The sequence below is a fragment of the Variovorax sp. W1I1 genome (assembly GCF_030815625.1).
Classification (GTDB): domain Bacteria; phylum Pseudomonadota; class Gammaproteobacteria; order Burkholderiales; family Burkholderiaceae_C; genus Variovorax; species Variovorax paradoxus_C.
The window spans coordinates 4333382-4359641 of the sequence record NZ_JAUSWZ010000001.1; the positions used below are offsets into that span (position 1 = coordinate 4333382).

General features: G+C 67.2%; 31 protein-coding genes. 17 read left to right on the forward strand and 14 right to left on the reverse strand.

Annotated elements, in window-relative coordinates; genetic code table 11:
* Positions 1 to 2: 2 nt before the first annotated feature.
* Both rimM and rpsP read right to left on the reverse strand, forming a co-directional pair.
* Complete coding sequence (rimM, locus tag QFZ83_RS20405) at positions 3 to 557, reverse strand: ribosome maturation factor RimM (RefSeq protein WP_307509531.1); 555 nt, start codon at positions 555 to 557, stop codon at positions 3 to 5.
* 16 nt (positions 558 to 573) lie between these two features.
* Complete coding sequence (gene rpsP, locus QFZ83_RS20410) at positions 574 to 837, reverse strand: 30S ribosomal protein S16 (protein ID WP_013540078.1); 264 nt, start codon at positions 835 to 837, stop codon at positions 574 to 576.
* Between the two features lie 180 nt (positions 838 to 1017).
* On the opposite strand from rpsP, the gene QFZ83_RS20415 reads away from it, so the two are divergent.
* Positions 1018 to 1542 (forward strand): GNAT family N-acetyltransferase, encoded by a 525-nt coding sequence (locus QFZ83_RS20415; protein WP_307509533.1) that lies wholly within the window; start codon positions 1018 to 1020, stop codon positions 1540 to 1542.
* The gene (locus QFZ83_RS20420) at positions 1539 to 1985 is read left to right on the forward strand and encodes a hypothetical protein (protein ID WP_307509535.1); all 447 of its coding nucleotides are present in this window, start codon (positions 1539 to 1541) and stop codon (positions 1983 to 1985) included. Before QFZ83_RS20415 ends, QFZ83_RS20420 begins: the two co-directional genes overlap by 4 nt.
* Before the next feature lie 3 nt (positions 1986 to 1988).
* On the opposite strand, the gene QFZ83_RS20425 is transcribed toward QFZ83_RS20420, so the two are convergent.
* The 5 genes from QFZ83_RS20425 to hda all read right to left on the reverse strand — a co-directional run bounded on the left by QFZ83_RS20425 (position 1989) and on the right by hda (position 6833).
* The gene (locus QFZ83_RS20425; protein ID WP_307509537.1) at positions 1989 to 2999 is read right to left on the reverse strand and encodes an inorganic phosphate transporter; all 1011 of its coding nucleotides are present in this window, start codon (positions 2997 to 2999) and stop codon (positions 1989 to 1991) included.
* Positions 3000 to 3013: 14 nt separating this feature from the next.
* Positions 3014 to 3658 (reverse strand): DUF47 domain-containing protein, encoded by a 645-nt coding sequence (locus tag QFZ83_RS20430; protein ID WP_124463399.1) that lies wholly within the window; start codon positions 3656 to 3658, stop codon positions 3014 to 3016.
* A 182-nt stretch (positions 3659 to 3840) separates the two neighbouring features.
* Positions 3841 to 4500 carry a 2-amino-4-hydroxy-6-hydroxymethyldihydropteridine diphosphokinase gene (gene folK / locus QFZ83_RS20435; RefSeq protein WP_307509541.1) on the reverse strand — a complete coding sequence of 220 codons (660 nt, stop codon included), beginning with the start codon at positions 4498 to 4500 and terminating at the stop codon, positions 3841 to 3843.
* Positions 4497 to 6128 carry a polynucleotide adenylyltransferase PcnB gene (pcnB, locus tag QFZ83_RS20440; protein ID WP_307509545.1) on the reverse strand — a complete coding sequence of 544 codons (1632 nt, stop codon included), beginning with the start codon at positions 6126 to 6128 and terminating at the stop codon, positions 4497 to 4499. The genes folK and pcnB overlap by 4 nt, the downstream gene beginning before the upstream one ends.
* 18 nt (positions 6129 to 6146) lie before the next feature.
* A complete protein-coding gene (gene hda, locus QFZ83_RS20445; protein WP_041942819.1) occupies positions 6147 to 6833 on the reverse strand; it encodes a DnaA regulatory inactivator Hda in 687 nt (228 codons plus the stop codon).
* A gap of 133 nt (positions 6834 to 6966) precedes the next feature.
* On the opposite strand from hda, the gene purM reads away from it, so the two are divergent.
* The 5 genes from purM to QFZ83_RS20470 all read left to right on the forward strand — a co-directional run bounded on the left by purM (position 6967) and on the right by QFZ83_RS20470 (position 11430).
* The gene (gene purM / locus QFZ83_RS20450) at positions 6967 to 8007 is read left to right on the forward strand and encodes a phosphoribosylformylglycinamidine cyclo-ligase (protein WP_307509548.1); all 1041 of its coding nucleotides are present in this window, start codon (positions 6967 to 6969) and stop codon (positions 8005 to 8007) included.
* Between the two features lie 54 nt (positions 8008 to 8061).
* A complete protein-coding gene (locus QFZ83_RS20455; protein WP_013540070.1) occupies positions 8062 to 9147 on the forward strand; it encodes an AI-2E family transporter in 1086 nt (361 codons plus the stop codon).
* A 125-nt stretch (positions 9148 to 9272) separates the two neighbouring features.
* Positions 9273 to 9839, forward strand: coding sequence for an isochorismatase family protein (locus QFZ83_RS20460; RefSeq protein ID WP_307509549.1), 567 nt, complete (start codon positions 9273 to 9275; stop codon positions 9837 to 9839).
* Positions 9836 to 10465: a DJ-1/PfpI family protein gene (locus QFZ83_RS20465; protein ID WP_307509551.1), complete on the forward strand. Its 630-nt coding sequence runs from the start codon at positions 9836 to 9838 to the stop codon at positions 10463 to 10465. The genes QFZ83_RS20460 and QFZ83_RS20465 overlap by 4 nt, the downstream gene beginning before the upstream one ends.
* Positions 10432 to 11430, forward strand: coding sequence for a GlxA family transcriptional regulator (locus QFZ83_RS20470; protein WP_307509554.1), 999 nt, complete (start codon positions 10432 to 10434; stop codon positions 11428 to 11430). The genes QFZ83_RS20465 and QFZ83_RS20470 overlap by 34 nt, the downstream gene beginning before the upstream one ends.
* Here the strand turns inward: QFZ83_RS20470 and QFZ83_RS20475 are convergent.
* Positions 11427 to 12653 (reverse strand): RNA polymerase sigma factor, encoded by a 1227-nt coding sequence (locus QFZ83_RS20475; protein ID WP_307512781.1) that lies wholly within the window; start codon positions 12651 to 12653, stop codon positions 11427 to 11429. The two genes, QFZ83_RS20470 and QFZ83_RS20475, sit on opposite strands and share 4 nt — an antisense overlap.
* Before the next feature lie 104 nt (positions 12654 to 12757).
* On the opposite strand from QFZ83_RS20475, the gene QFZ83_RS20480 reads away from it, so the two are divergent.
* Positions 12758 to 13729 (forward strand): formylglycine-generating enzyme family protein, encoded by a 972-nt coding sequence (locus tag QFZ83_RS20480; protein ID WP_307509557.1) that lies wholly within the window; start codon positions 12758 to 12760, stop codon positions 13727 to 13729.
* A 5-nt stretch (positions 13730 to 13734) separates the two neighbouring features.
* On the opposite strand, the gene QFZ83_RS20485 is transcribed toward QFZ83_RS20480, so the two are convergent.
* From QFZ83_RS20485 to murJ, 5 genes are all read right to left on the reverse strand, one after another.
* Positions 13735 to 14151: a YciI family protein gene (locus QFZ83_RS20485; protein ID WP_013540064.1), complete on the reverse strand. Its 417-nt coding sequence runs from the start codon at positions 14149 to 14151 to the stop codon at positions 13735 to 13737.
* Positions 14152 to 14178: 27 nt separating this feature from the next.
* The gene (locus QFZ83_RS20490) at positions 14179 to 14607 is read right to left on the reverse strand and encodes a YciI family protein (protein WP_307509560.1); all 429 of its coding nucleotides are present in this window, start codon (positions 14605 to 14607) and stop codon (positions 14179 to 14181) included.
* 129 nt (positions 14608 to 14736) lie between these two features.
* On the reverse strand, positions 14737 to 15177 hold the full coding sequence (locus QFZ83_RS20495) for a VOC family protein (protein ID WP_307509562.1): 441 nt from the start codon (positions 15175 to 15177) through the stop codon (positions 14737 to 14739).
* On the reverse strand, positions 15174 to 16028 hold the full coding sequence (locus QFZ83_RS20500; RefSeq protein ID WP_306877982.1) for a SirB1 family protein: 855 nt from the start codon (positions 16026 to 16028) through the stop codon (positions 15174 to 15176). Before QFZ83_RS20500 ends, QFZ83_RS20495 begins: the two co-directional genes overlap by 4 nt.
* 74 nt (positions 16029 to 16102) lie before the next feature.
* Positions 16103 to 17656, reverse strand: a complete 1554-nt coding sequence (gene murJ / locus QFZ83_RS20505; protein ID WP_307509565.1) for a murein biosynthesis integral membrane protein MurJ — start codon at positions 17654 to 17656, stop codon at positions 16103 to 16105.
* Between the two features lie 117 nt (positions 17657 to 17773).
* Here murJ and rpsT point away from each other — a divergent pair, with 117 nt between their 5' ends.
* The gene (gene rpsT / locus QFZ83_RS20510; protein ID WP_007831346.1) at positions 17774 to 18088 is read left to right on the forward strand and encodes a 30S ribosomal protein S20; all 315 of its coding nucleotides are present in this window, start codon (positions 17774 to 17776) and stop codon (positions 18086 to 18088) included.
* Positions 18089 to 18212: 124 nt separating this feature from the next.
* Here rpsT and QFZ83_RS20515 read toward each other — a convergent pair whose 3' ends face one another.
* Positions 18213 to 18617 (reverse strand): DUF3579 domain-containing protein, encoded by a 405-nt coding sequence (locus QFZ83_RS20515; RefSeq protein ID WP_307509568.1) that lies wholly within the window; start codon positions 18615 to 18617, stop codon positions 18213 to 18215.
* A gap of 160 nt (positions 18618 to 18777) precedes the next feature.
* Between QFZ83_RS20515 and QFZ83_RS20520 the strand changes: the two genes are divergently transcribed.
* From QFZ83_RS20520 to QFZ83_RS20555, 8 genes are all read left to right on the forward strand, one after another.
* Entirely contained in the window at positions 18778 to 19986 is a 1209-nt protein-coding gene (locus tag QFZ83_RS20520) for an aspartate aminotransferase family protein (RefSeq protein WP_307509570.1), read from the forward strand.
* Positions 19983 to 20918, forward strand: coding sequence for an ornithine carbamoyltransferase (gene argF / locus QFZ83_RS20525; protein ID WP_013540057.1), 936 nt, complete (start codon positions 19983 to 19985; stop codon positions 20916 to 20918). The genes QFZ83_RS20520 and argF overlap by 4 nt, the downstream gene beginning before the upstream one ends.
* A gap of 29 nt (positions 20919 to 20947) precedes the next feature.
* Positions 20948 to 21256 (forward strand): YkgJ family cysteine cluster protein, encoded by a 309-nt coding sequence (locus tag QFZ83_RS20530; RefSeq protein ID WP_306878003.1) that lies wholly within the window; start codon positions 20948 to 20950, stop codon positions 21254 to 21256.
* A 75-nt stretch (positions 21257 to 21331) separates the two neighbouring features.
* Complete coding sequence (gene kynB / locus QFZ83_RS20535) at positions 21332 to 21985, forward strand: arylformamidase (RefSeq protein WP_013540055.1); 654 nt, start codon at positions 21332 to 21334, stop codon at positions 21983 to 21985.
* A gap of 11 nt (positions 21986 to 21996) precedes the next feature.
* On the forward strand, positions 21997 to 23274 hold the full coding sequence (gene kynU / locus QFZ83_RS20540) for a kynureninase (RefSeq protein ID WP_307509573.1): 1278 nt from the start codon (positions 21997 to 21999) through the stop codon (positions 23272 to 23274).
* Between the two features lie 13 nt (positions 23275 to 23287).
* Positions 23288 to 23773, forward strand: coding sequence for a hypothetical protein (locus QFZ83_RS20545; protein WP_307509576.1), 486 nt, complete (start codon positions 23288 to 23290; stop codon positions 23771 to 23773).
* A 16-nt stretch (positions 23774 to 23789) separates the two neighbouring features.
* Positions 23790 to 24638 (forward strand): tryptophan 2,3-dioxygenase, encoded by an 849-nt coding sequence (gene kynA / locus QFZ83_RS20550; protein WP_307509578.1) that lies wholly within the window; start codon positions 23790 to 23792, stop codon positions 24636 to 24638.
* Positions 24639 to 24859: 221 nt separating this feature from the next.
* Positions 24860 to 26245: a reverse transcriptase family protein gene (locus tag QFZ83_RS20555; protein WP_307509581.1), complete on the forward strand. Its 1386-nt coding sequence runs from the start codon at positions 24860 to 24862 to the stop codon at positions 26243 to 26245.
* The last annotated feature ends 15 nt before the right edge of the window (positions 26246 to 26260 follow it).

The following is a 26260-nucleotide window of genomic DNA, read 5'->3' on the forward strand; positions in this document are numbered from 1 at the left end:
GGTCAGAACTCGGGTTGCCAGTCGACCGTGATGAGGCGGCCGGCCAGATCGACCTTGTCGACGAAAACAGAGACGAAGGGCACCATGCGCTCGACGGTCTTGCCGTCTTCTTCGGCGGTGAGCACCAGCGTGGTCTGCGGGCCGGTGGCGAGCAGTTCGCGCACCGTGCCGAGCGTCACGCCTTCTCGGTTGACGACCGACAGGCCGATCAGGTCGACCCAGTAGTACTCGTCGTCGCCGGCCGTCGGGAAGCTCGAGCGCGGCACGAACACGCGCGCGCCGCGCAGGGCCTCGGCCGCATTGCGGTCAGGCACCTCTTCGGACGAGGCGACGATGCAGTCGGAATGTTCTTTGGCTTCGCGAATTGCGAGCCGGAAAGCGGCGTTCGCCGAGGCTCCGGGAGCCTGCAGGAACCAGCGCTTGGAAGAAAAAAGCGCCTCGGGTTGGGCGCTGTGGGGCAGGACCTTGAACCAGCCCTTGATGCCCCAGGCATCGGCGATGCGTCCTACCTCGATCGCGTCCGCCGGCAATTCGGCGGCTTCGAGTGCGGGCAACATCGCCGTGCGTGACGGCTTAGGCTGCCGCCTTGGGGGCTGCGGCTGCAGCTTGCTTGATCAGGCGCAGGACCGTGGGCGAGGCTTGGGCGCCAACGCTCTTCCAGTAGGTCAGGCGATCCTGGGCAATGCGGATGCTTTCTTCGTTTTCCTTGGCAGTCGGGTTGTAGAAACCCAGGCGCTCGATGAAACGGCCATCGCGGCGAACGCGCTTGTCCGACACGACGATGTTGAAGAACGGACGGCCTTTGGAGCCGCCGCGGGAGAGTCGAATGACGACCATGATTTATCCTTGGGTGGTCAGCGAGCCAGTTGGATGAGAAAGAGGCCCGCTCACAATGTTCTTCCAGCGTCGAGACACGCGACATGGCCACCCGGCCAGCGACACGCTGAAAAGCCTGCGATTATAGCCCGCTACGCGTTTTCTCCGAATTTTCGGCCCCGCGCCGTCTCTTTTTCACCCATGACCCTCTCCATCCGCCCCAGTCGCGACGACGACGTCGCGGCCATCACGGCCATCTACGCCCACCATGTGCTGCACGGCACGGGCACCTTCGAGACCGAGGCGCCCTCCGGCATCGACATGGCTGCGCGCCGCGCCGACGTGCTGAGCAAAAACCTGCCCTACCTGGTCGCCGAAGAAGACGGCGAAGTGCTGGGTTTTGCCTACTGCAACTGGTTCAAGCCGCGCCCGGCCTACCGTTTTTCGGCCGAAGACTCGATCTACATGGCGCAGTCAGCACGCGGCAAGGGTCTGGGCGCCAAGCTGCTGGCGGCGCTCTCGCAGGCCGCGGAAGCGGTCGGCGTACGCAAGCTCATAGCAGTGATCGGCGACTCGGCCAACGCCGGCTCCGTCGGCGTCCACCGCAGCCAAGGCTTCACCCACGTGGGTGTGCTGAAAGACTGCGGCTGGAAGTTCGGCGAATGGCGCGACGTGGTCCTGATGGAAAAGGTGCTCGGCGAAGGCAGCACGACAAAACCCGAATGAAAAACAAAACTACCGCGGCCTGGCTCTCTTTCCTCGGCGGCCCCTTGGGCCTGCACCGCTTCTACCTGCGCGGCATGGGCGACCTGCTGGGCTGGCTGCTGCCCATTCCGACGGCACTGGGCATCTACGGTATCGAGCGCGTGCGCATGTACGGCGTGGACGACGGCCTGAGCTGGGCGCTGATTCCACTGCTGGGTTTCACCATCGCCGGCTGCGCATTGACGGCGATCGTCTACGGCCTCATGGCGCCCGCAAAGTGGAACGCCCGCTTCAATACCGGCGCACCGGAAGACGCCGCGCCGGGCCAGACCAACTGGTTCACGATCGGTGCCGTGGTGCTGTCGCTCTTCTTCGGCAGCACGATCCTGATGGCCAGCATCGTGTTCAGCTTCCAGCGCTACTTCGAACACCAGATCGAAGAAGGCCGAAAGATCTCGCAGTAGCCGTCAGAAGAGCTGCATGCTGAGCCAGTAGGCGATCGCGGCCACGAAGGCCGACGCCGGAATGGTGAAGATCCACGCCCAGACGATGTTCCCCGCCACACCCCAACGCACCGCGCTCGCGCGCTGCGTAGAGCCCACGCCGACGATGGCGCCGGTGATGGTGTGGGTGGTCGACACCGGAATGCCCAGCGCCGTTGCCAGGAACAGCGTCAACGCGCCGCCGGTTTCTGCGCAGAAGCCGCCCACGGGCTTCAACTTGGTGATCTTCTGGCCCATCGTCTTCACGATGCGCCAGCCGCCGAACATGGTGCCCAGCGCGATCGCGGCGTAGCAACTGATGATGACCCAGCTCGGCGGCGCCGCGTCGCCGGCCGAGGCGTAGCCGGTGGCGATCAGCAGCATCCAGATGATGCCGATGGTCTTCTGTGCGTCGTTGCCGCCGTGGCCCAGGCTGTAGGCGCCGGCCGAAACCAGCTGCAGCCGCCGGAACCAGCGGTCCACCCGCGACGGGGTGGCGCGCCGGAAGCCCCAAGCCACCACGATCATCATCATCGAGCCCAGCAGGAAGCCCAGCAGCGGCGACACGAAGATGAACGCCACAGTCTTCCAGATGCCCGAGGCCACGAGGCCGGTCGTGCCGGTCTTGGCGATCACCGCACCCACGATGCCGCCGATCAACGCGTGCGACGAGCTGCTCGGGATGCCGTAGTACCAGGTGACCAGGTTCCAACTGATGGCACCGATGAGCGCACCGAACACCACGTGTACGTCGACTACGCCGGGCTGGGCGATGCCCTTGCCCACCGTGGCCGCCACGCTCAAATGGAAGATGAAGATCGCGATCAGGTTGAAGAAAGCCGCGAACACCACGGCCTGCCCCGGCTTGAGCACGCCGGTGGAGACCACCGTCGCGATCGAATTGGCGGCGTCGTGGAATCCGTTCATGAAGTCGAACAGGATCGCCAGCGCGACCAGAACTATCACCACCCAGAGGGCGACCTGAACCGTTGCCATCGGTTGCTACCCGCTCAGGAATTCTCGAGGACGATGCCCTCGATCACGTTGGCCACGTCCTCGCACTTGTCGGTGATCGTCTCGAGCAACTCGTAGATCGCCTTCAGCTTGATCACCTCGCGCACATCGGGCTCCTCGCGGAACAGCTTGCTCATGGCGCTGCGCATCACGCGGTCGGCGTCCGACTCGAGGCGGTCGATTTCCTCGCAGGTCTTGAGCACCGCCTCGGCCACGGCCGGGTCGGCGATCTTGCCGAGGAACTTGACGGCGTCCTTCAGGCGGTCGCAGCACTTCACGCTCAGGGCGGTCAGGCGCACGATCTCGTCGGTCATGTGGCGCACGTCGTACAGCGCCATCGTCTCGGCCGAGTCCTGGATCAGGTCGGCCACGTCGTCCATCGTGTTGATGAGCTTGTGGATCTGCTCGCGGTCGATGGGCGTGATGAAGGTCTTGTGGATCAGCCGGTTGACGTCGTGCGTCACGCGGTCGGCCGCGCGCTCGGCGTTGTCGACGTCGCGGTTGTACTGCTCCCGCAGGTGCACGTCGCTGTAGTTGGCGACGAGTTGCTCGAAAGCCCTCGCCGCCTCCACGATGCGCTCGGCGTGCTGGTTGAACATCTCGAAGAAATTGCCCTCGCGGGGCAGCAGCTTGCCGAACATGGAAACTCCTGGGGTGTGCCAACCACAACTGGATGACACCTTCATGAAAAACCGGCGAAGTTTAACGGGAGCGACGACCGTGTCCCGGCGCGCCGGCTTTCCCGGTCGCTGGATTGCCTGAAATCAGGGTGCCGGTCGGCGAACCATCGCAAGGCAAAGCGGGGCGCTTGCCGTGCGGTTTCTCAGACGATGCGCTTGACCACCTGGCCCGTGACGCGGGCCAGCGCCGCGCGCGGCACCTTGTCCGGGGCGATCTCGGCGAGCGGCTTCAGAACGAAGGCGCGCTCGCGCATGCGGGGATGCGGCAGGGTCAGCGTGGGCGTGTCCATCACCGAATTGCCGTGCATCAGGAGGTCCAGGTCGAGCGTGCGCGGCGCGTTGGGAAACGGCCTTTCGCGGCCGGCCTGTGTCTCCAGGCGCTGCAACGCCACGAGGAATTGCTCGGCATCCAGGCCGGTTCGCACGGCCACCACGGCGTTGACGAAATTCGGGCCTTCGGCATCCACCGGTTCGCTGCGGTAGAGCGACGAGCGGGCGGTCACCGTGGTGCGTTGCAGCGCGCCGATGGCGGCCATGGCGGCCTTCACCGAAGTCTCGGCATCGCCCAGGTTGGCGCCGATGGCGACGAAGGCCTGCACGGTCGGGTAGTCCTCGCGTGGGCCGCGGGGGCGGCTCGTGGGGGCTCGGGCAGGCGCACGGCGTGCGGGGGGGCCGCCGGGCGGGCCCTTCCTGGCGCCGGCTGGCGGAGGCCTGGCACCGCCCGCGCGCGGCGGAGCGGCCTTGGCCTTGTCACTGGCCTTGGGGTTCTTCTTGCCGTCCTTCGGCTGGTCGGACGCGCTCATGCGCCGTCGGCGCTCCCGCCGCCCTCACCACCACCGCCACCGGTCCGGGGTTTGCGGCGACGCCGGCGCTTGCGCACCGCGGGCGCTTCGCCATCGGGCGGCACGGCGCCAGCTTCGACTTCGACTTCTTCGTCCTGTTCCGAATCCTGGACCAGGGCTTCACCCTGGCGCTGCCGGCCGGCCGGCTCGCTGCGTGGCTTCGACGGCGGCGGGGTTTCGCGCACTCGCACGCGCTGGCGGGTCTTCTGCTCGTCGCGCACCTGCTCCAGCAGGTCCTGGCGGCGCACATCGTCGGCGGTGCTGAATTCCTGCCACCACTCGGCAATCGCCTCCCCGACCTCGCCCACGTCGGCGCGCAGCCGCATGAAGTCGAAAGCAGCGCGAAAGCGCGCCTGCTCGACCAGGCTGTAGGGCGTGGAGCCGGTGCGCTTGTCGAAGCGCGGCTGCATCATCCAGATCTCGCGCATGTCCGCTGCCAGCTTGCCGCGGCCCGACACGTCGCCGATGCGCGAATTGAACACATCGTCGATCGCGTCCTGCAGCGCCGGGAACGGCGGCTGCGGGCGCTGGCCGTGCCGGCCTTCCTGGCGCTGGGCCCAGCCGTCACGCACGTCGGCCCAAAGCACGCAGGCCAAGAGGAAACTGGGCGCCACAGGCTTGCCTTCGCCCACGCGGCGGTCGGTGTCCTGCAGGGCTGCCTTCACGAAAGGCTGGTCGGCGCGCTCGACCACCACGTCCAGCAGCGGATAGATGCCGGTGGCGAGCCCCAGCTTTCGCAGTTGCTCGATCGTTGCGATGGCATGGCCGGTCTGCAAGAGCTTGAGCATCTCGTCGAACATGCGGCTTTGCGGCACGTCGGCCAGGAGCTTGCTCGACTCGATCAGCGGCGCGGCGGTCTTGGCTTCCATCTTGAAGCCCAGCGCCGCAAGCTTGGCCGAGAAGCGAATGGCGCGAATGATGCGCACCGGATCTTCGCGGTAGCGCGTGACCGGGTCGCCGATCATGCGCAGCGTGAGCTTCTGGGCGTCCTTGATGCCGTTGTGATAGTCGACCACCACCTGGTTGGCCGGGTCGTAGTACATGGCGTTGACGGTGAAGTCGCGGCGCGCCGCATCTTCTTCCTGCGGGCCCCAGACGTTGTCGCGCAGCACGCGGCCGCTGGCGTCCACCGCGTGCTTCATGCTCGCGAGTTCGCCCTTGCTGGTGCGCTCGTTGCCGGCCACCTGCTCGGCGGCGGCGCTGTCCATGTAGGCACGGAAGGTCGAGACCTCGATCACTTCGTGCTCGCGCCCCCGGCCGTACACCACGTGCACGATGCGAAAACGCCGCCCGATGATGAAGGCGCGGCGGAACAGCGACTTGACCTGCTCGGGCGTGGCATTGGTGGCAACGTCGAAATCTTTCGGGCGCAGGCCCAGCAACAGGTCGCGCACCGCGCCGCCCACCACATAGGCCTCGTAGCCCGCCTGCTGGAGCGTGGTGACCACGTTCTTCGCGCGTTCGTCGACCAGGGCCGGATCGATCTTGTGAACCTCTGCCGGCACCTCCTGGCGCTTGCCGAAGCGGCTCTTGCCCTGTGTGCTGCCGGCGGATTTGCCCAGCAGCTTGTCGATGAATGTCTTGATCATTGGTTGTGAAAGCTCTTCTTATTCGTTTTCGAGCATGGATCGGATCAACGGGATGGTGATCGCGCGTTGTGTCTGGAGCGCGTAGCCGTCGAGCTGCGTGAGCAGTTCCATCAGGCTGCCGAGGTCGCGGCTGAAGCGGTGCAGCATGAAATCGAGCACGTCGTCGGACAGCATCACGCCGCGCGCATCGGCCGCCTGGCGCAGCACCGCGCGGCGTTCGGTCTCGCTCAGCACCTGCAGGTGGAACACATGGCCCCAACCCAGGCGGGTGCGCAGGTCTTCGCGCAGCGGCAGGTCGGCCGGCGGCAGCGCGCCGGCGGCGACCACGCCGCGCTGCAGGGTCTGGGCGTTGACGAACCAGTTGAAGGCCGCGTGCTGCTGCACGGCGGTGTAGAGGTGCACGTCGTCGAGCAGCACGGCGCCCCAGCGCTCGTCGAACTCGGGCGGCTCGAGCAGGCCGGCGTGCAGCCAGCCCACGCTCGCGCCCTGCTCGCGCAGTGCGACACGCACCGATTCGAGCAGATGGGTCTTGCCACTGCCGCCTTCGCCCCAAAGATAGGTGGGCACCGGCGAGTGCAGCGCAGGGCTGCCGGCGCTGCCCACCCACACTTGCAGGTGGCGCAGCGCCGCCTCGTTGGGGCCGGCAAAAAAGGCGTCGAAGCTGGGGCCCGTCGCAATGCCGATATCGAGCGCGAGCTGTTTCATCCCGGGAAGGTTCATGGAGGGGGCCGCTGGGGCCCTTAAAATCAACAGGAATTCTATCGGCCCGGCCGCTCCGGTTGCCGGCGCCTCTACCACCCCGCCTCTTGTGGGCTCTCTTGTTCGCTTTCGCACACCCATGACCTCCCCTACGCCCACCCCGCTCAGCTACAAGGATGCCGGTGTCGATATCGATGCCGGCGACGCGCTGATTGACCGCATCAAGCCCCTGGCCAAGAAGACCATGCGCGAAGGCGTGCTGGCCGGCATCGGCGGTTTCGGCGCCCTGTTCGAGGTGCCCAAGCGCTACAAGGAGCCGGTGCTGGTGAGCGGCACCGACGGCGTGGGCACCAAGCTCAAGCTGGCTTTCGAATGGAACATGCACGACACCGTCGGCATCGACCTCGTGGCAATGAGCGTCAACGACGTGCTGGTGCAGGGCGCCGAGCCGCTCTTCTTCCTCGATTACTTCGCCTGCGGCAAGCTGGACGTGGAAACGGCCGCGGCCGTCATCGGCGGCATCGCCCGCGGCTGCGAGCTCTCGGGCTGCGCACTCATCGGCGGCGAAACCGCCGAAATGCCCGGCATGTACCCCGCCGGCGAGTACGACCTGGCGGGCTTCGCGGTCGGCGCGGTCGAAAAATCGAAGATCCTCACCGGCCAGAACGTGAAGCCCGGCGACGTGGTGCTCGGCCTGGCCTCGGCCGGTGTTCATTCCAACGGTTTCAGCCTGGTGCGCAAGGTGATCGAACGGGCCGGCGCCGACCTGCCCGCCACGCTCGACGGCAAGCCCTTCCGCGAAGCCGTGATGGAGCCCACCCACCTCTACGTGAAGCCGGTGCTCGAAGCGCTGGCCAAGCACCCGATCAAGGCGCTCGCCCACATCACCGGCGGCGGCCTGCTCGAGAACATTCCGCGCGTGCTGCCCGAAGGCACCGCCGCCCACCTCAAGAAGGGCAGCTGGCCGCAGACCGAGCTCTTCGCCTGGCTGCAGAAGGTTGCCGGCATCGACGACATCGAGATGAACCGCACCTTCAACAACGGCATCGGCATGGTCGTGGTCATCGATGCGGCCGAAGCCGCCGCCTGCGCCGCCACGCTGCGCGCATCGGGCGAAAAGGTGCATGAGATCGGCGTCATCGCCGAGCGCGGCGAAGGCGCCGCGGTGATCGTGGGCTGATCGCCGACGACTCAACCTTCCCCAAGCACCCGAGCAGCGCACCCACTCCCCCGGATGGCCAAAAAGCCGCAACCCACCTTCACCGCCGCCGCACCCGCGGCGCCCATCGTCCGGACCACGGCCTCGCGCGGCGTGATGCTCGCCAGCTACCTGCTGATGCTGGGCGCGCTGATGTTGGTGATGTGGGAGCACCTGCTGCCCGGCCTCATCTGCGTGTGCATCGGCTTCCTGCTCACGCGCTGGTTCGCCCGCCTGCTCGAAAAGGGCCTGCTGCGCATTCCGGCCATGCGCTCCAGCGCCGCAGGCTGGGCCGGCGTACTGGCGGTGATCGTGGTGCTGCTGGCCCCGGCCGCGCTGGTCACGCTGGGGCTGTCGCAGGCGCGCGAGTACATCGTCGATGCGCCCGACCAGTACCGTGAACTGCTCGACTACACCGCCCGCACGGTGCTCGAGCTGCGCTCCAAGCTGCCGCCCGACATCGCGACCTACCTGCCCGAAGGCGCGGCCGAGATCCAGCGCGTGATCGCCAACTACCTGCGCGCGCAGGCCGGCTCGCTCGCGATGGCTGGACGTGCCTGGCTGCACGGGCTGCTCTTTTCCTACGTGGGGCTGATCGTCGGCAGCCTGGCCGCCGTGGCGGCAGCGCCCCTGCGGCGCAAGCCCCTGGCCGAGCAACTGCACCAGCGCGTGGAGACTTTCGGCGAGGCCTTTGCCCAGATCGTGGCGGCCCAGTTCTGGATCGCCGCCTTCAACACGCTGCTGACCGCCATCTTCCTGCTGTTCCTGATGCCGCTGTGGGGCGCCCACCTGCCCTACACGCCGGCACTCATCACCCTCACCTTCCTGGCGGGGCTGGTGCCGATCGTGGGCAACCTGGTCTGCAATTCGGTGATCACGCTGGTGGGCCTGTCGGTTTCGCCGGTCACGGCGGCGGCCTGCCTGATCTTCCTGATCGTGATTCACAAGGCCGAGTACGTGATCAACGCCAAGGTGGTGGGCGCGCGCACGCAGATGAGCGTGTGGGAGCTGCTCGCGGTGATGTTCGTGGCCGAGGCGGTGTTCGGGCCGGCCGGACTGGTGGCGGCGCCGCTGTACTACGCGTACCTGAAGAAAGAGCTTCAGGCCGCCTCGCTGGTCTGAGCCCCACGGGACATCCTTGATGTCCTGATCTGATCGGTTCTGGTCCGCTTCGGCGCGGACCGAACCTATGGCGGCGCACAAGAATTGGCGGCATCATCCACTCCGCTTCCGCGCCAGCCACCGCCATGAAAACCTGTCTGATTGTGATCGACGCCCAGGAATCGTTTCGCCAGCGCGCCTATTGGAACGAAGGCGTCGCGGCGCCCTACTTCGCCGCCCAGAACGCGCTGATCGAAGGCGTCGCGGCGGCGGGCCTGCCGATCGTGCGCATCTTTCACGTCGACGAGCCCAGCAACGCGAGCAACCCGTTCGCCGTGGAATCGGGCCACGTCCACCCCATCGACGGGGTCGTGGCGTTCGACGCCGCGGCCACCTTCACCAAGCACCGCCACAGCGCGCTGGTCAACAGCGGGCTCGATGTCTGGCTCACCGAGAACGGCATCCGCCGGCTGATCGTGAGCGGCATCCGCACCGAGCAGTGCTGCGAAACCACCACCCGCCACGCTTCGGACCTGGGCTGGGAGGTCGACTACGTGACGGACGCCACGCTGACCTTCGACATGGTGCAGCCTGACGGCCGGCCGCTGCTGGCGGCCGACATCAAGTCGCGAACGGCCGCCGTGCTGGCCGGCCGTTTCGCGACGATCTGCAGCGTGCCGCAGGCGCTGGAACGCGCTGGTTCGGTGGCATGACCGCCCTGCGCGTGCTGATCCTGGCCTACGACGGCGTCGAGGCACTGGATTTCGCCGGCCCCTTCGAGGTGTTCACCACAGCCAGCCGCGTCAGCCAGCGCATGCAGCCGGGCACGGCGGCGCCGTTCGAAGTCGCATCGGTCGCGCTCACGCCGCCCGGCCAGCCCGTGCAGGCGCGAGCCGGCCTGCAACTGCTCGCCGACCACACCGTCGCAAGCAACCCGGCCGCCGACGTGCTGATCGTTCCCGGCGGCCTGGTCGATGCGCCGATGTCGAGCCCCGAAACCCTGCGCTGGATCGCCGATTGCGCGGCTGGCGCGCAACTCGTCGCCTCGGTCTGCACCGGCGTCTTCCTGCTCGCCAGGAGCGACGTGGTCACGCAGGAGGCCGTCACCACGCACTGGGAAGACATCGCCGACCTGCGCGCGCAGTTCCCGAAACTCGACGTGCGCGACGACGTGCGCTGGGTCGACACCGGCCGCATCGTCAGTTCGGCCGGGATCAGCGCAGGCATCGACATGAGCCTGCACCTGGTCGAGCGCCTCGCAGGCCGTGCGTTGGCCGAACGCACCGCGCGCCAGATGGACTACGCATGGACCCACAACAGCAGCCACCCATCCGCGTAGTTTTCGTGCTGCTCCCCGGCAGCCTCGTGCTCGACTGGGCCGGGCCGGCCGAGGCGCTGCGGATCGCGAACCAGCGGCTGCTGGCGTCGGGCCGGCCTGAGCGTTTCTCGATCGAGTTCGCCAGCCCGCGGCCGACGTCCATGGCCTCGGTCGGCGTCGCGCTCGCCGGGCTCTCGCCCCTGCCCGCGCAATGGGACGGCCCCGCCTGGGTCGTGCTCGTCGGCCTGACCGGCCAGACCATCGCCATCGACAACCCCGAGACACAGGACCTGCTGCACTGGCTGCGCGGCCAGCGTTTCGAGCGTGGCCGCGTCGAGCTGGTCACGGTCTGCGCGGGCGCGGTGCTGGCGGCGCATGCCGGCGCGCTCGCGGGGCGGCGCGCCACCACGCACCACCATCACCTGGACGAACTGCGCATGGTCGAGCCGCGTTGCGACGTGGTGAGCAACCGCGTGTTCGTGATCGATCCGCCGCTCTACAGCAGCGCGGGGGTCACGACCGGCATCGACCTCGTGCTGCACCGCATCGCCGAGACCTGTGGCGAAGCGCTCGCGGCGCAGGTGGCGCAGACGATGGTGGTGGCGCTGCGGCGCGGCCCGCACGATCCGGAGCTCTCGCCCTTTCTCGCCTACCGCAACCACCTGCACGCCGCGCTGCACCGCGTGCAGGACGCCGTGAGCGAGCAGCCGCAGGCCAACTGGAGCGTGCCGCGCATGGCGGATGTGGCCCACACCTCGGCGCGGCACCTCACGCGGCTCTTCGTGGAACACGCGGGCGTGGCGCCGCTGGCCTATCTGCGGCGGCTGCGGCTCGCGGCCGCGCAACTGGCGCTGTCGTCGGGCGCGAGCGTGACGCGGGCAGCGGAGCTGTCGGGTTTCGGCTCCGACACGCAACTGCGGCGGGCGTGGCACCAGTTCGGATTGCCCGGCTCGCCGTCGGAAGCGAACACCGCACTGAAGACTTAGGCCGTGCAGGCCCGCGCACGCGCCCGCAGCAACGCCTGCTCGCGCGTGTTGCGCGTGAGCGAGGCGGCGCGGTCGAACTCCTTGCGCGCCTCGTCGCGGCGGCCGAGCTTGAAGAGCAGATCGCCGCGCACCGTTGGCAGCAGGTGGTAGCCCTTGAGGGCCGGCTCGTCCATGAGCGCATCGACCACCTCGAGCCCCGCCGCCGGCCCGAAGGCCATCGACAGCGCGACCGCGCGGTTGAGCTCGACGATGGGTGACGGTGCAAGTTCGGCCAGCGCGTCGTAGAGCGCGGCGATGCGCGGCCAGTCGGTTTCGTCGGCGGTGCGCGCGCGGCCGTGGCAGGCGGCGATGGCGGCCTGCAAGGCGTAGGGGCCCAGTGCGCCTAACGCCTCCGCCCGCGCGAGTCCCGCGAGGCCGCGGCGGATCAGCATCTGGTCCCAGCGCGCGCGGTTCTGTTCGAGCAGCAGCACCGGTTCGCCCGAGGCGCCGACGCGCGCAGCCGTGCGGGAGGCCTGGATTTCCATCAGCGCCACGAGGCCGTGCACCTCCGACGCGTCGGGTACCAGCCCGGCCACGATGCGGCCCAGGCGCATCGCCTCATCGCAGAGCGCGGGACGCATCCAGTCGTCGCCGGCGGTGGCCGAGTAGCCCTCGTTGAAGATCAGGTAGAGCACCTCGAGCACCGAGGCCAGACGCGCTTCGAGCTCGTGGCGGCGCGGCACCTCGAAAGGCACGCGCGCCTCGAGCAGGGTGCGCTTGGCGCGCACGATGCGCTGCGCCACGGTGGCCTCGGGCACGAGGAAGGCGCGGGCGATCTCGTCGGTCGTGAGCCCGCCCATCAGCCGCAATGTGAGCGCCACGCGCGCCTCGGTCGAAAGTACCGGGTGGCAGGCGGTGAAGACGAGGCGCAGCAGATCGTCGCCGATGTCGTCGTCGATGGCCGCATCGACCGCTTCGGCGAAATCGGCCTGCGCCATCTCGTGCTGCGCGTCGAGTTCGCGGCCGATCTCGGGCGCCTTGCGTTCGGCCAGCTGGCCGTGGCGCAGGCGGTCGAGCGCGCGGTGCTTGGCCACCTGCGTGAGCCAGGCAGCGGGGTTGTCGGGCACGCCGGCCCCGGGCCATTGTTCGAGCGCGGCGACCAGCGCGTCCTGCGCCAGTTCTTCGGCCAGGCCCACGTCGCGCACCATGCGCGCGACGGTGGCGATGATCTTGGCCGACTCCATGCGCCAGACGGCGTCGATGGCGCGGTGGATGGCCGCTTCGTTCTTGCTGTCGCTCACGCTACAGCCCCTTCTTCGACGCTCATTGCGCGCGCTAGCATGCGGCCATGAAGCAGTGCCTCCTGATCCTGTGCCTCATCCTGGGCGGCGCCCAGGCCGCCGAGGTCGAACGCAACAGCCTCGGCATGGCCTTCGTCAAGTTGCCGGCCGGCGAATTCATGATGGGCAGCGACGAGACGCCCGAAGCGCTGGCCGCCGCCTACCCCGACTTGCCAAAGGAGCGTTTCACCAAGCTGGACGACGAAGGGCCGGTGCATCGCGTGCGCATCACGCGCTCGTTCTGGATGGGTCAGCACGAGGTGACGGTCGGCCAGTTCCGCCGTTTTGTCGAAGCCTCGGGCTACGTACCGGAATCGGTCGCCGACGGCACCGGCGGCTACGGCTGGCGCGCCGACTACAACCCGGCCACGACCCGGCGCGGCGATGCTTTCGAGGGGCGCGACGTGCGCTACTCCTGGCGCAACCCGGGCTTTGCACAAAGCGACGAGCACCCCGTGGTCAACGTGACCTGGAACGACGCGCAGGCGCTTGCCGCTTGGCTGAGCAAGTCCGAAGGCAAGCGCTACCGGCTGCCGACCGAGGCCGAGTGGGAATACGCCTGCCGCGCCGGCACCCGCACGCGCTACAGCGCGGGCGACGATCCGCAATCGCTGCTGCGCACGGCCAACGTGTTCGATGCGCGCACCGCCAGGTACTGGCCGCGCTGGGCGCCGATGGCACTGAAGGGCGACGACGGCTTCGCATTCACCGCGCCGGTCGGCAGCTTCGCGCCGAACGCCTGGGGCCTCTACGACATGCACGGCAATGCCTGGGAGTGGGTGGCCGATTGGCATGGCGAGGAATACTACGCGCGCTCCCCGGTCGACGACCCGCAGGGCCCGGCCGAGGGCACGGTGCGGGTGCGCCGCGGGGGCTCCTGGCACACCTGGCCGTTCTACGCGCGCGCCGCGTACCGCAACTGGAACGCACCGGACACGCGCTACACGCTCGTGGGCATCCGGCTGCTTCGCGAACAGTAAGACGGTTATTTCTTCACCGTCTGCATCGACGGGAAGCTCTCGGCCACGGCCTGCAGGTCGGGCGAATAATCTTCCAGTTCCTGGATCTGCCGCACCTCGATGACCTCGTTCTCCCCGCCCGGGCAGCGCGTGGCCCATTCGATGGCCTCGGCGCGCGAAGCGACCTCGATGACCCAGTAGCCGCCCAGCACTTCCTTGACCTCGGCGAAGGGGCCGTCGACCACCTTCGGCTTGCGCCCCGGAAAGCTCACGCGCGCGCCCATCGAAGGCGGATGCAGGCCGTCGCAGCTGATCAGCACGCCGGCTTTCTGCAGGGATTCGTTGTAGGCCATCATCGCGGCCATCGCCTCGCGGTCCTCGGGCATCGTGCCGGGGGCGGCCGTCTCGTAGCCGTGGGGAATCATCAGCATCATGAATCGCATGGTGTGTCTCCTTGGGATTCGATGGGCTCAGCCGGCAGCGCCGGTGCGCTTGGCGGATTCGGTGCGCAGGCGGTCTTCCTGCGCCAGCAGTTCGGGCGTCATCGAATCACCGAAGTCGGTGGCTTCGAACACCTGGCGGATCTCGATCTCGCCCTCCTGGAAGGGGCTGCGCTTGATCCACTCGATGGCTTCTTCCTTCGACTTGACCTGCAGCAGCCAGAAGCCGGCCAGCAGTTCTTTCGTTTCGGCGAAGGGCCCGTCGATCACGGTGCGCTTCAGGCCTTCGCAGCGCACGCGCGCGCCCTTGGAACTGGGGTGCAGCCCCTCGCCCGCCAGCAGCACGCCGGCCTTGACCAGTTCTTCGTTGAACTTGCCCATCTCAGTGAGGATCTCGGTGCTGGGCATCACGCCCGCTTCGGAATCCTTGTTCGCCTTGACCAGAATCATGAATCGCATGTCGTTTCTCCTGAAGGTTGATGAAATCGGGAGCCGCTGAAATTGCGTGCTCCTGTAATCACGTCGGACGAGCGGAAGCCGGATCGACACGCTCGCATCGGTCCAGATGTAATTTTGCGTTTCAGAAATTCAGGGCAGATAGCCGCAGAAGCGCAGCACGTGGCCATCGGGTTCGCGGATAGCGAATTCGCGCAGGCCCCAGGGTTGGGAGACAGGCGGCTCGATCACCGTCACGCCGCGTTTCACATAGGCGTCGTGCAGGCCGTCGATGTCCTTGCCCACGTGGATGACGATTTCGCCGCGCCAGGGCGGCGTGCCGCGGGTGCTGCACTGCCAGAGGCGCAGATAGACCGGGTCGCCGTGGCTGCCGTCGCCTTTTTTTACCCGCGCATAGCTGGGCGGTTCGCCGGCGATGAAATCGAGTTCGAAGCCCAGCACGTCACGAAACCAGCGTGCGGCGCGGGACACATCCGAGACGGGCAAGACCGGCTGCACGCCATGGAATTCGTGCAGGGTGCCCAGGTCGGGCGCCGTGCCGCCCACGCCGCTCACGCCGGCCTTGGCGGTCATCCGTTGGCCGTTCGGCGCAAGGCGGCCACGCGCTCGGCGATGGCGTCGATGTCCAGGGCGTCCTCGGCGTGGGTCAGGTAGACCTCCAGGTCGTGCACCGCCAGCGCGGTGTTGCCCTGCTCCGCGTGCGCGATGCCGCGGTCGCGGTACTCGCCCCAGGCGCTGGGCAGCAACGCGATGAGGCGGTCCTGCACCGCGATGGCACGTTGCCAGTCTTCCTGCGCGCGGTGCACCTCCTTGAGGTTGCGCAGCATGCGGCCGATGATTTCGCGCGAACTGGCCGGCTGCAGGTAGAGGCCGAGCGGCACGTCGAAGTCGCCGACCAGCCCGTTGCTGCGCTTGTAGGGCTCCAGCCGCTCGCCGAGCTCTTCGCGCGAGAGCGACTTGCCGGTGAACGGATCGATCACCACTTGCCCCTTGGGCAGCGTGACCTTGAGCATGAAGTGGCCCGGAAATCCGATGCCGCGTGCCTGCAGGCCCAAGCCCTGGGCCAGTTCCATCCACACCACCGCCAGCGAGATCGGAATGCCGCGGCGGGTGCGCAGCACGGCGTTCAGGTAGCTGTTGTCGGGGTCGTAGTAGTCGTTGACGTTGCCGCCGAAGTTCAGGTCGTTGAAGAAGAACTGGTTCAGCGCGCGCAGCCGGGCGAGCGGTGCGGCGTCGGCCGGCAGGCGGCGCTTCAAGCGGGCGAGGAGCTGGTCGACGTCGCCGAGGACCTGCTGGACGTCCAGATCGGGGTACTCGTCCTGCGCCAGGCTGGCGGCGGCTTCGAGCAGCGGGAAATGGTCATCGCTGCGGACGAGCGATTCGAAATATTCCAGAGCGGTGGGGACCTGAAATGTGAACGTCATGTGTCTTTGTAGAGGAGCATCCGGGGAGCGTCAAGGCGGGACACATGCGTATTGCACAGGTATCGCCAGGCGGTTCAGCGGCGCATGAAACTGCGCAGCCGCACCCCGACGGCCGCCAGGATGGCGAAATAGATCAGCGCGGCGCCCGCGACGAGCGCGGCCAGGAGGCCGATGCGATGCAGGGGCTGCGCCCGCAGGCCAATCCAGTCGAAATAGCGTGCGCCCCACACCAGGAAAGCCGCCAGCACCAGCGTGCCGGCCAAAACCTGCAGCGTGAACTTGCCCCAGCCGGGTTCCGGCTTGTAGCTGCCGCGGCGCACGAGGCCCACCAGCAGCCAGGTCGCATTGACCAGCGCGCCGATGGCGATCGTGAGCGTCAGCGCCGCGTGCTGCAGCACCGGCACCAGGAAGAAATTGAGCACTTGGGTGAAGACGAGCACGCCCACGGCGATCAGCATCGGTGTGCGCGTGTCCTGCTTGGCGTAGTAGCCGGGCGCGAGGATCTTGATGGCCACGATGCCGACGAGGCCCACGCCGTAGCCCATCAGCGCCAGGGTGGTGCGTTTCACGTCCTCGTCGCCGAAAGCGCCGTTGTGGAAGAGCACAGCGACCAGCGGCTGTGCGAAGAGCAAAAGCGCGATGGCGCACGGGGCGGACAGCAGCACCACCAGGCGCAAGCCCCAGTCGAGCAGCGCGGAATAGCGCGCGTCGTCCTTGGCCGCGCGGGCGCTGGAGAGTTGCGGCATCAGCACGACGCCGAGCGCGACGCCGAGCATCGCGGTGGGAAATTCCATCAGCCGGTCGGCGTTGACCACCCAGGTCACGCTGCCGGTCGCGAGATGCGAGGCGATCTGCGTGTTGATGAGCAGCGATATCTGCGCAACGCTCACGCCCAGCAGGGCGGGGAGCATCAGCTTCATCACCTTGCGGGTGGTCGGGTCGGCCCAGGCGGCGCGCAGCGCCTTGAAGCTTGCGCCGACGCGCGGCATCAGGTTGAGCGCGCGCAACGCCGGAATCTGCAGGGCCAGCTGCAACACACCACCGACCAGCACACCCACGCACTGCGCGTAGATCGGCTCGATGCCATAGCGCCGAAACAGCGGCGCGCCGACCACGATGGAAAAGATCAGCGCCAGGTTCAGCAGCACCGGCGACGCCGCCGGCACCGCGAACTTGCGCCACGTATTGAGGATGCCACCCGCCAGCGCCACCAGCGACATGAAGCCGATGTAGGGAAACATCCAGCGCGTCATGACGATGGCCGCGTCGAATCCCTTCAGGCCGCTGGCCATGGCCCAGACCAGGAGCGGCGCGCCGACCACGCCGGCCACGCAGACCACGAGAAGCGTCCAGGTCAGCAGCGTCGCGACGTGGTCGATCAGCTCCTTGGCGCCCTCTTCCCCGCCTTCAGTCTTGCGCCCGGCCAGCACCGGCACGAAGGCCTGGCTGAAGGCGCCTTCGCCGAAGACCCGCCGGAACAGGTTCGGAATGCGGAATGCGACGTTGAAGGCATCGGTGAGCGCGCTGACACCGAACACCGAGGCAAAGAGCACGTCGCGCACGAGGCCCGTGATCCGCGAGGCGAGGGTCAGAAGCGAAACGGTGGAGGCGGATTTGAGCAGGGACACCGGGCGAGTGTAGGGTGCCGAAGGGCCGCCAAATCGGCCGAATTGGCTGGGGAAGGCCGGCCGGCTTATAATCGCGGGCTTTGCTGCATCATCCTCAGACACCTAAGGAACTAAATCATGGCATCCGCCAAGCCCAAGAAAAAGAACCCGCGCCTCGCCTCCGGCCGTAAGCGCGTCCGCCAGGACACCAAGCTCAACGCTGCGAACACCTCGCTGCGCTCCAAATACCGTACCGCGGTCAAGAACGTCGAAAAGGCTGTTCTGGCTGGCGACAAGACCAAGGCAAGCGAACTGTTCGCTAAGGCCCAGAGCATCGTCGACACTGTCGCCGACAAGGGCATCTTCCACAAGAACAAGGCAGCCCGCGACAAGAGCCGCCTGTCGGCCAAGGTCAAGGCCCTCGCCCTCGCGCCTGAAAAGGCCGCCGCCTGACACCTGTCAGGCAAGCCCGGATCGGAATTCTCCGGTCCGCCGTTTGATCGGGGTGCGCTGCAGCAAAGTGTAAAAACCGCCTTCGGGCGGTTTTTTCATGGGCGCTCGGTTTCGGCTTTGCCGGTCAATCGGCTTTGGGCTGCTCGACGGGAATCACCGGCGCGGCGGGCTCCGACCGCACAGCAGCCGCCACCGGCGTCTGCGCGGCCTTCGGCGCGGCCGGTGCGGGCGCCGCCGGACACACCTCGGAGACCTGCAGGTCGTTGTCCTTGGCGAAGTTCACACAGAAATCCCAGGCCATGGGCTCGGCATCGCGCAGGTCGCGGTTCACGATCACGCACTTGATTCCGTTGATGCTCGTCGGCACGCACCACGGCGAATAGCTCAGGTAGCTGCCCGGAAACGCGCCGCCGGGCCGGAAGGAGCTCATGACGCCCGCCAGCCGCTCGGCCCAATCGCTGGGGCGGAAGGTCCGGCCATCACGGGTGATGCCCTGGATGAAGATTTCTTTGGCGGTGGGGGAAATCATCGTTGATTGAGGCGACCGAAACAGGTGCTGCGGTGCAGCAACGGATTCTATCCGGGGCACTTTTTGCATCCTGAAGAGCGGGCATTGCTGTAATGCGGAATCCTCAACGAAGCCGTCAAAACGCACGCCTAGAATCCGCGTTCCCTATCTGGAGAACCCAATGAGCGCTACCGCCCAACCCACCTCGCCCCACGTCATGAACACCTACGGTCGCCTGCCGATCGCACTGTCGCATGGCCAGGGCTGCCGAGTCTGGGACACCGCGGGCAAGGCCTACCTCGACGGCCTGGGCGGGATCGCCGTCAACACGCTGGGCCACAACCACCCCGAGCTGGTGCCCGCGCTGCAGGACCAGCTGACCAAGCTGATCCACAGCTCCAACTATTACCACGTGACCGGCCAGGAACAGCTGGCCACCAAGCTGACCGAGCTCTCGGGCCTGACGAACGCCTTCTTCTGCTGCACCGGCCTCGAAGCCAATGAAGCGGCCCTGAAGCTGGCGCGCAAGTACGGCCACGACAAGGGCATCGAGCGTCCCGAAATCGTCGTCTACGAAGCCGCCTTCCATGGCCGCAGCATCGCCACCCTGTCAGCCACCGGCAACCCCAAGGTGCAGGCCGGCTTCGGCCCGCTGGTCGAGGGCTTCATCCGCGTGCCGCTGAACGACATAGAGGCGCTCAAGAAGGCCACCGAAGGCAACCCCAACGTGGTGGCCGTGTTCTTCGAGACCATCCAGGGCGAAGGCGGCATCAACCCGATGCGCGTGGACTACCTGAAGCAAGTGCGCCAGCTTTGCGACGAGCGCGACTGGCTCATGATGATCGACGAAGTGCAGTGCGGCATGGGCCGCACCGGCAAGTGGTTCGCCCACCAGTGGGCGGGCATCAAGCCCGACGTGATGCCGCTGGCCAAGGGCCTCGGCTCGGGCGTGCCGATCGGCGCCGTGGTGGCCGGCCCCAAGGCCGCCAACATCTTCGGCCCCGGCAATCACGGCACCACCTTCGGCGGCAACCCGCTCGCGATGCGTGCCGGCGTGGAAACCATCCGCATCATGGAAGAGCACAAGTTGCTCGAGAACGCCGCCACCGTCGGCGCGCACCTGAAGGCCGCGTTGGAACGCGAAATCGGCGGCCTGCCCGGCGTGAAGGAAATCCGCGGCCAGGGCCTGATGCTCGGCATCGAACTCGACCATCCCTGCGGCGTGATCCTGAACCGCGCCTGCGACGCCGGCCTGCTGCTGAGCGTGACCGCCGACAAGGTGATCCGCCTCGTGCCGCCGCTCATTCTGAGCATTGCCGAGGCCGACGAAATCGTCGCGATCCTCGCGCCGATCGTCAAAAACTTCCTGTCGGAGCCTGCCGCGCAATGACGACCGCCACGACACAGCCCACCATCCGCCACTACCTGCAGTTCGCCGACCTCACGGCCGACGAGTACGTCTACCTCTTCGATCGCATGGCGATCATCAAGAAGAAGTTCAAGACGTACGAAAAGCACCAGCCGCTGGTCGACCGCACGCTGGCCATGATCTTCGAGAAAGCCAGCACGCGCACCCGCGTGAGCTTCGAGGCCGGCATGTACCAGCTCGGCGGCAGCGTGGTGCACCTGACCACCGGCGACAGCCAACTGGGCCGCGCCGAACCCATCGAGGACAGCGCCAAGGTCATCAGCCGCATGGTCGACCTCGTGATGATCCGCACCTACGAGCAGACCAAGATCGATGCCTTCGCCGCGCACTCGCGCGTGCCGGTCATCAACGGCCTCACGAACGAGTTCCACCCCTGCCAGATCCTCGCGGACATCTTCACGTACATCGAGCACCGCGGCTCGATCCAAGGCAAGACGGTGGCGTGGGTGGGCGACGGCAACAACATGGCCAACACCTGGCTGCAGGCGGCCGAGATCCTGGGCTTCACGGTGCATGTGAGCACGCCCAGCGGCTACGAAGTCGACCAGTCGATCGCGGGCATCCGCTCGGGCGACAGCTACAAGGTCTTCAAGGACCCGATGGAAGCCTGCCGCGGCGCCGACCTCGTCACCACCGACGTCTGGACCAGCATGGGCTACGAGGCCGAGAACGAGGCGCGCCGCAAGGCCTTTGCCGACTGGTGCGTCGACGAGGACATGATGCGCATCGCCCAGCCCGGCGCCCTCTTCATGCACTGCCTGCCCGCGCACCGCGGCGAGGAAGTGCAGGCCGAGGTCATCGACGGGCCGCAGTCGGTGGTGTGGGACGAAGCCGAGAACCGCCTGCACGCACAAAAGGCTTTGATGGAGTTCCTGCTGCTCGGCAGGCTCTGACGAGCACCTGAAGAAGAAGGCGCGGCCGCGTGTCCCCTTGCCAGCAATGCGGCGCCTGCTGCGCCAGCTACCGCGTCGACTTCAGCGTGCATGAACTCGACGACAACGGCGGCCGCGTGCCGTCGGGCCTTGCGGTCGAGGTGAACGACGCCCTCTGCCGCATGCGCGGCACCGACCACACGCCGATGCGCTGCGCAGCGCTCACCGGAAAGATCGGTCAGACGGTCGCCTGCGGCATCTACGAGTGGCGCCCCAACCCGTGCCACGAGTTGCAGTCCGGCAGCGACGCCTGCGAACGGGCGCGCGCCCGGCACGGCCTCCCCGCGCTGAACGCCTGAGTCACAGCATCTGGTCACGCGGTGTGTTGGAAATAACCGACACCACGACCCCTCGCCCGGCGCTAACTTCGCGCCATGCGTTCTCTGCAACCCCAACCCCGTGTCTGGGACATCTCCCCTCCGGTGCATGAAGGCGCTCCGGTGTTCCCCGGCGACACGCCCTACCAGCAGCGCTGGGCCGCGACCATTTCACCGGAGTGCCCGGTCAACGTCAGCGAGATCAAGCTCTCGCCCCACATCGGCGCGCATGCCGATGCGCCCCTGCACTACGACCCCGAAGGCCAGACCATCGGCCACGTCGATCTCGCGCCCTTCCTCGGGCCGTGCCGGGTGATCCATGCGATCGCCAAGGGGCCGCTGATCGAGTGGGAGCACATCGCGCATGCGGTCACGAGCGACCTGCCGCCCCGCGTGCTGGTGCGCACCTACGCCACCATGCCCGTCGGCCACTGGGACCCGCAACTGGCGGCCTATGCGCCCGCCACCGTCGAGCGCCTGGCGGCGATGGGCGTGAAGCTCATCGGCATCGACACCGCCAGCATCGACCCGGCCGACAGCAAGACGCTGGAGAGCCACCAACGCATTCGCCGCCTGGACCTGCGCGTGCTCGAGAACCTCGTGCTCGACGCCGTGCCCGAGGGCGACTACGAACTCATCGCGCTGCCGCTCAAGCTGGTGAGCGCCGATGCTTCTCCCGTTCGCGCCGTGCTGCGCGATCTTCCCCGCTGAAACCTTTCACCATGACGACCCTTGCAGACTGCCGCGCGCTCGACGCGCAAGACCCGCTGCGCGCCCTGCGCGACCAATTCATCCTTCCCGAGGGCGTGCTCTACCTCGACGGCAACTCGCTCGGCGTGCTGCCCAAGTCCGCGCCAGCCCGCATCGCCGAAGTCGTGACCAAGGAATGGGGCGAAGGCCTCATCCGCTCCTGGAACACCGCGAGCTGGTTCGACCTGCCGCAGCGCCTGGGCGACAAGGTGGCAAGGCTCATCGGCGCAGCGCCCGGCGAAGTGGTGTGCACCGACAGCACCTCGGTCAATCTCTACAAGGTGCTGTTCGCCGCGCTCTCGCAACAGAAGGACAGCGGCCGCAAGCTGGTGGTGAGCGAGCGCAGCAACTTCCCGACCGACCTCTACATCGCCGAGTCGCTGTGCCGCGAGCGCGGCTTCACGCTCAAGCTGATCGACGCGAGCGAACTACCTGCGGTGCTGACAGACGAAGTAGCCGTGTTGATGCTCACGCACGTCAACTACCGCACCGGCGCAATGCACGACATGAAGGCCATCACGGCCGCCGCGCACGCAGCCGGCGCGCTCACGGTGTGGGACCTCGCGCACAGCGCGGGCGCCGTGCCGGTCGCACTCAACGACAGCAACGCCGACTACGCGATCGGCTGCGGCTACAAGTACCTGAACGGCGGCCCCGGCGCACCGGCTTTCGCCTGGGTCAATACGAAGCACGCGGGTCAGTTCGAACAGCCGCTGTCGGGTTGGTGGGGCCATGCGGCGCCATTCGAATTCACGCCGCACTACCGTCCCGCGCCGGGCGTCAGCCGCTATCTCTGCGGCACCCAACCCATCATCGCGCTGGCGGGTCTGGAATGCGGCCTGGACACCGTGCTTGCCGCCGAAGCCTTCAACAAGGACCAGGGCGCGATGGCCGCACTGCGCACCAAGTCGCTCGCGCTCACCGACCTCTTCATCGCACTGGTCGAGGAGCGCTGCGCAGGACAAGGGCTCTCGCTCGTCACCCCGCGCGACCACGCACAGCGCGGCTCGCAGGTCTGCCTCAGCCGCGAAGAAGGCGCCTACGCCATCGTGCAGGCGCTGATCGCACGCGGCGTGATCGGCGACTACCGCGCCGGCGATTCGCAGATGCCCGACATCCTGCGCTTCGGCTTCACGCCGCTGTACATCGGCTTCGAGGACGTGTGGAACTCGGTCGAACACCTGGTGCAGGTGCTCGAATCCGGTGAGTGGAAGCGCGAAGAATTCAACCGCAAGAACGCAGTGACCTGAGCAACGCATCCCCATGAAACACCGATTGATCGCGTTCTTCGGGTCGCTCCTGATGCTGGCTGCCCCGGCCTTCGCGCAGCAGCCGAACTTCACCCTGCCCCAGCTCAAGGCCTTCGTCGCCATGTCTCCCGACGCCTTCCGGCAGGAGATCAAGCGCCAGGGCTTTTCCTACCGCGACAAGACCACGACCGAGTGGGTCAGCATGATCGAGTACGACAAGTTAGCGGGCGACCACACCACCAACGTCATGAAGTCCACCTATGTGGAGAGCCGCGCCGACGAAAACAGCGTCCAGTTCTCGACCACCGACAAGGCTGTCTTCGACGTGCTCGTGAAGGAAGCTCGCGCCGCGGGCTACGCACCGGCCGACAAGGGCCGCATTCCTGGCGGCGAGACCTACCAGGAGTTCAAGCGCAAGAACGAGGTCGTGCGCTTCGTCTACCCGAAGAAAGAATCCGGCATGGGCCTGTCTTCCTACACCGCCGTGGTCTGGCGATGACCGGCCGGCACACATCATGAGCATCGACAAATCCCCCGAGAACATCGTCCACGAAGAAAAGGCCCAACTGGACTTCAGCAAGTCCATGAGCTACGGCGACTACCTGCACCTCGACGAGATCCTCAACGCCCAGCATCCGCTTTCGCCCGCGCACGACGAGATGCTGTTCATCGTGCAGCACCAGACCAGCGAGCTCTGGATGAAGCTGATGCTGCACGAGCTGCGCGCCGCCACCACCTGCATCGCCGAAGAGAAGCTGGCCGACGCCTTCAAGATGCTCGCGCGCGTGAGCCGCATCATGGAACAGCTGGTGAGCGCATGGACCGTGCTCTCGACCATGACGCCGCCCGAATACACGGCGATGCGTCCCTACCTCGCGAATTCCAGCGGCTTCCAGAGCGCGCAGTACCGCTGCATCGAGTTCGCGCTCGGCAACAAGAACGCCGCGATGCTCAAGCCGCACGCGCACCGCGCCGATCTGCTCGCGCAGGTCGAAGCGGCCTACCGCTCTCCGTCGCTCTACGACGAGTCCCTGCGCCTTCTCGCGCGCCACGGCCTGCCGGTGCCAGCCGACCGGCTGGAGCGCGACTGGACGCAGCCTTACGAATCGAGCGACGGCGTCGAGGCGGCATGGCTCGTGGTCTACCGCAACCCGCACGACCACTGGGACCTGTACCAGCTCGGCGAAAAACTCACCGACCTCGAAGACGCCTTCCGCCTCTGGCGCTTTCGCCATGTGACGACGGTCGAACGCGTGATCGGCTTCAAGCGCGGCACCGGCGGCACGGGCGGCGTGAGCTACCTGCGCAAGATGCTCGACGTGGTGCTGTTCCCCGAGATCTGGAAGCTGCGCACCGACCTCTGAGCGTCGCAGGCCGCGTGCAACAATCGCCGCGGCACCGGACCTTCAAGACTCGACAAGGCAGGCGATTCGTCGCTTTTCTTGTGCTGCGGGGCACCCCCGCGGTGGATGGATGGGTACGCATTTCGGCGCGAGAGCATCACTGCGCTGACGCGCAGGCGTGCTAGCGCATCACCGGCTGGTTGAAGGGCCGGTTGCCACTTTCGTTCCACTTCACCGCCTTCATGACGCGCGAGACGAGCTACAGGGAATGGATTGCACGCGGCCTCGCGCATGCCTTGCTGGCGGATGCGAGGCAGCCCGGCGGCACCACGCCCGATGCGTTGCGTGCGCGGGCCGAGGCGGCGCTGGGCGTCAACCCGCCGTGGCTGAAGCTGCTGGCCGAAGAACTCGGCAAGCGATCGCTCGCGACATGGGAGCGCACCGATCCTCCCGGGCTGACGCTGGCGATCCTCGAGACGCCAGCGCTGGAACTCGCCTTCGAACAGGACGAGCCGCCCCGCATCCGCAGGCTCATCCTGCGTCCCGCCGACATGCTCCCGCGCCCAATGGGCCTCGATCACTTCGCCTTGCCTCGGCTACCCACGCTGGCCGATCTTGCGCTGTGGCTCGAACTCGAACCCAACCGCCTCGCGTGGCTCACCGCCGCATCGCAGGCCTTTCGCGCACCCGACGCATCGGCCTCGCGCCCCGCATTGCACTACCGCTACCAGCTGCAGCCCAAGCGCATCGGCGGCCTGCGGCTGCTGGAGATTCCCAAGGCCGACCTCAAACGTGTGCAGCGCCGCATCCTCGAAGACCTGCTGCAGCGGGTGCCGGTGCACGAGGCGGCCCATGGTTTCGTGCAGGAGCGCTCGGTCGCGAGCCATGCGGCCGCGCACGTTGGCCAGGAGGTGGTGATCGGCTTCGACCTGCGCGACTTCTTTCCCAGCATTCGCGCCTCGCGTGTGCATGCGCTGTGGCGCACGCTGGGCTATCCCGAGGGCGTGGCGCGCGCGCTCACCGCGCTGTGCACGCACCGCACGTCGGCAGCGGTGATCGAGCGCCTTCGCGACGACGGCGGGCTCGACTGGATGGGCGCCAAGCGTCTGGCCGAGCCGCATCTGCCGCAGGGTTCGCCCTGCTCGCCCGCGCTGGCGAACCTCTGCGCCTTTCGCCTCGACATGCGGCTCGAAGGCCTCGCGTGGGCCTTCGGCGCGACCTACACGCGCTATGCGGACGATCTCGTGTTCTCGGGGCCTGCGTCGCTGCGCGGACGGTTCAGCGCGCTGCGTGCCTGGGTCGATGGCATCTCGGCCGGCGAAGGTTTCGCGCTTCATCCGCGCAAGGTGCGCTGCATGCCGCGGCATCACCAACAGCGCGTGACAGGCGTGGTCGTGAACGAGAAGGCGAACACGCCGCGCGTCGACTTCGACCGTTTGAAAGCGGTGCTGCATCAGTGCGTGATGCACGGCCCCACGAGCCAGAACCGCGCGAAGGTCGCCGACTTCCGTGGTCACCTGCTCGGCCATATCGCGTGGATCGGCCAGTTCAATCCGGTGCGCAAGGCGAGGCTGATGCGCCTCTTCGAACGCATCGAATGGCCAGTCGTTTCGCAATCAACAGGCTGAACGCTCGCATGTACC

Bases quoted from the DNA above. Each gene is read 5' to 3' on its own strand.
- argF (WP_013540057.1), top strand. From the start codon at position 19,983: ATGACGACCGCCACGACACAGCCCACCATCCGCCACTACCTGCAGTTC.
- QFZ83_RS20500 (WP_306877982.1), bottom strand. From the start codon at position 16,028: ATGACGTTCACATTTCAGGTCCCCACCGCTCTGGAATATTTCGAATCG.
- rpsP (WP_013540078.1), bottom strand. From the start codon at position 837: ATGGTCGTCATTCGACTCTCCCGCGGCGGCTCCAAAGGCCGTCCGTTC.
- QFZ83_RS20515 (WP_307509568.1), bottom strand. From the start codon at position 18,617: ATGATTTCCCCCACCGCCAAAGAAATCTTCATCCAGGGCATCACCCGT.
- pcnB (WP_307509545.1), bottom strand. From the start codon at position 6,128: ATGATCAAGACATTCATCGACAAGCTGCTGGGCAAATCCGCCGGCAGC.
- rimM (WP_307509531.1), bottom strand. From the start codon at position 557: ATGTTGCCCGCACTCGAAGCCGCCGAATTGCCGGCGGACGCGATCGAG.
- QFZ83_RS20555 (WP_307509581.1), top strand. From the start codon at position 24,860: ATGACGCGCGAGACGAGCTACAGGGAATGGATTGCACGCGGCCTCGCG.
- hda (WP_041942819.1), bottom strand. From the start codon at position 6,833: ATGAAACAGCTCGCGCTCGATATCGGCATTGCGACGGGCCCCAGCTTC.
- QFZ83_RS20455 (WP_013540070.1), top strand. From the start codon at position 8,062: ATGGCCAAAAAGCCGCAACCCACCTTCACCGCCGCCGCACCCGCGGCG.
- rpsT (WP_007831346.1), top strand. From the start codon at position 17,774: ATGGCATCCGCCAAGCCCAAGAAAAAGAACCCGCGCCTCGCCTCCGGC.
- purM (WP_307509548.1), top strand. From the start codon at position 6,967: ATGACCTCCCCTACGCCCACCCCGCTCAGCTACAAGGATGCCGGTGTC.
- QFZ83_RS20470 (WP_307509554.1), top strand. From the start codon at position 10,432: ATGGACCCACAACAGCAGCCACCCATCCGCGTAGTTTTCGTGCTGCTC.
- QFZ83_RS20490 (WP_307509560.1), bottom strand. From the start codon at position 14,607: ATGCGATTCATGATTCTGGTCAAGGCGAACAAGGATTCCGAAGCGGGC.
- QFZ83_RS20460 (WP_307509549.1), top strand. From the start codon at position 9,273: ATGAAAACCTGTCTGATTGTGATCGACGCCCAGGAATCGTTTCGCCAG.
- QFZ83_RS20485 (WP_013540064.1), bottom strand. From the start codon at position 14,151: ATGCGATTCATGATGCTGATGATTCCCCACGGCTACGAGACGGCCGCC.
- QFZ83_RS20520 (WP_307509570.1), top strand. From the start codon at position 18,778: ATGAGCGCTACCGCCCAACCCACCTCGCCCCACGTCATGAACACCTAC.
- folK (WP_307509541.1), bottom strand. From the start codon at position 4,500: ATGAGCGCGTCCGACCAGCCGAAGGACGGCAAGAAGAACCCCAAGGCC.
- QFZ83_RS20465 (WP_307509551.1), top strand. From the start codon at position 9,836: ATGACCGCCCTGCGCGTGCTGATCCTGGCCTACGACGGCGTCGAGGCA.
- QFZ83_RS20480 (WP_307509557.1), top strand. From the start codon at position 12,758: ATGAAGCAGTGCCTCCTGATCCTGTGCCTCATCCTGGGCGGCGCCCAG.
- QFZ83_RS20430 (WP_124463399.1), bottom strand. From the start codon at position 3,658: ATGTTCGGCAAGCTGCTGCCCCGCGAGGGCAATTTCTTCGAGATGTTC.
- kynB (WP_013540055.1), top strand. From the start codon at position 21,332: ATGCGTTCTCTGCAACCCCAACCCCGTGTCTGGGACATCTCCCCTCCG.
- QFZ83_RS20475 (WP_307512781.1), bottom strand. From the start codon at position 12,653: ATGGAGTCGGCCAAGATCATCGCCACCGTCGCGCGCATGGTGCGCGAC.
- QFZ83_RS20420 (WP_307509535.1), top strand. From the start codon at position 1,539: ATGAAAAACAAAACTACCGCGGCCTGGCTCTCTTTCCTCGGCGGCCCC.
- QFZ83_RS20425 (WP_307509537.1), bottom strand. From the start codon at position 2,999: ATGGCAACGGTTCAGGTCGCCCTCTGGGTGGTGATAGTTCTGGTCGCG.
- QFZ83_RS20415 (WP_307509533.1), top strand. From the start codon at position 1,018: ATGACCCTCTCCATCCGCCCCAGTCGCGACGACGACGTCGCGGCCATC.
- kynA (WP_307509578.1), top strand. From the start codon at position 23,790: ATGAGCATCGACAAATCCCCCGAGAACATCGTCCACGAAGAAAAGGCC.
- QFZ83_RS20545 (WP_307509576.1), top strand. From the start codon at position 23,288: ATGAAACACCGATTGATCGCGTTCTTCGGGTCGCTCCTGATGCTGGCT.
- QFZ83_RS20495 (WP_307509562.1), bottom strand. From the start codon at position 15,177: ATGACCGCCAAGGCCGGCGTGAGCGGCGTGGGCGGCACGGCGCCCGAC.
- kynU (WP_307509573.1), top strand. From the start codon at position 21,997: ATGACGACCCTTGCAGACTGCCGCGCGCTCGACGCGCAAGACCCGCTG.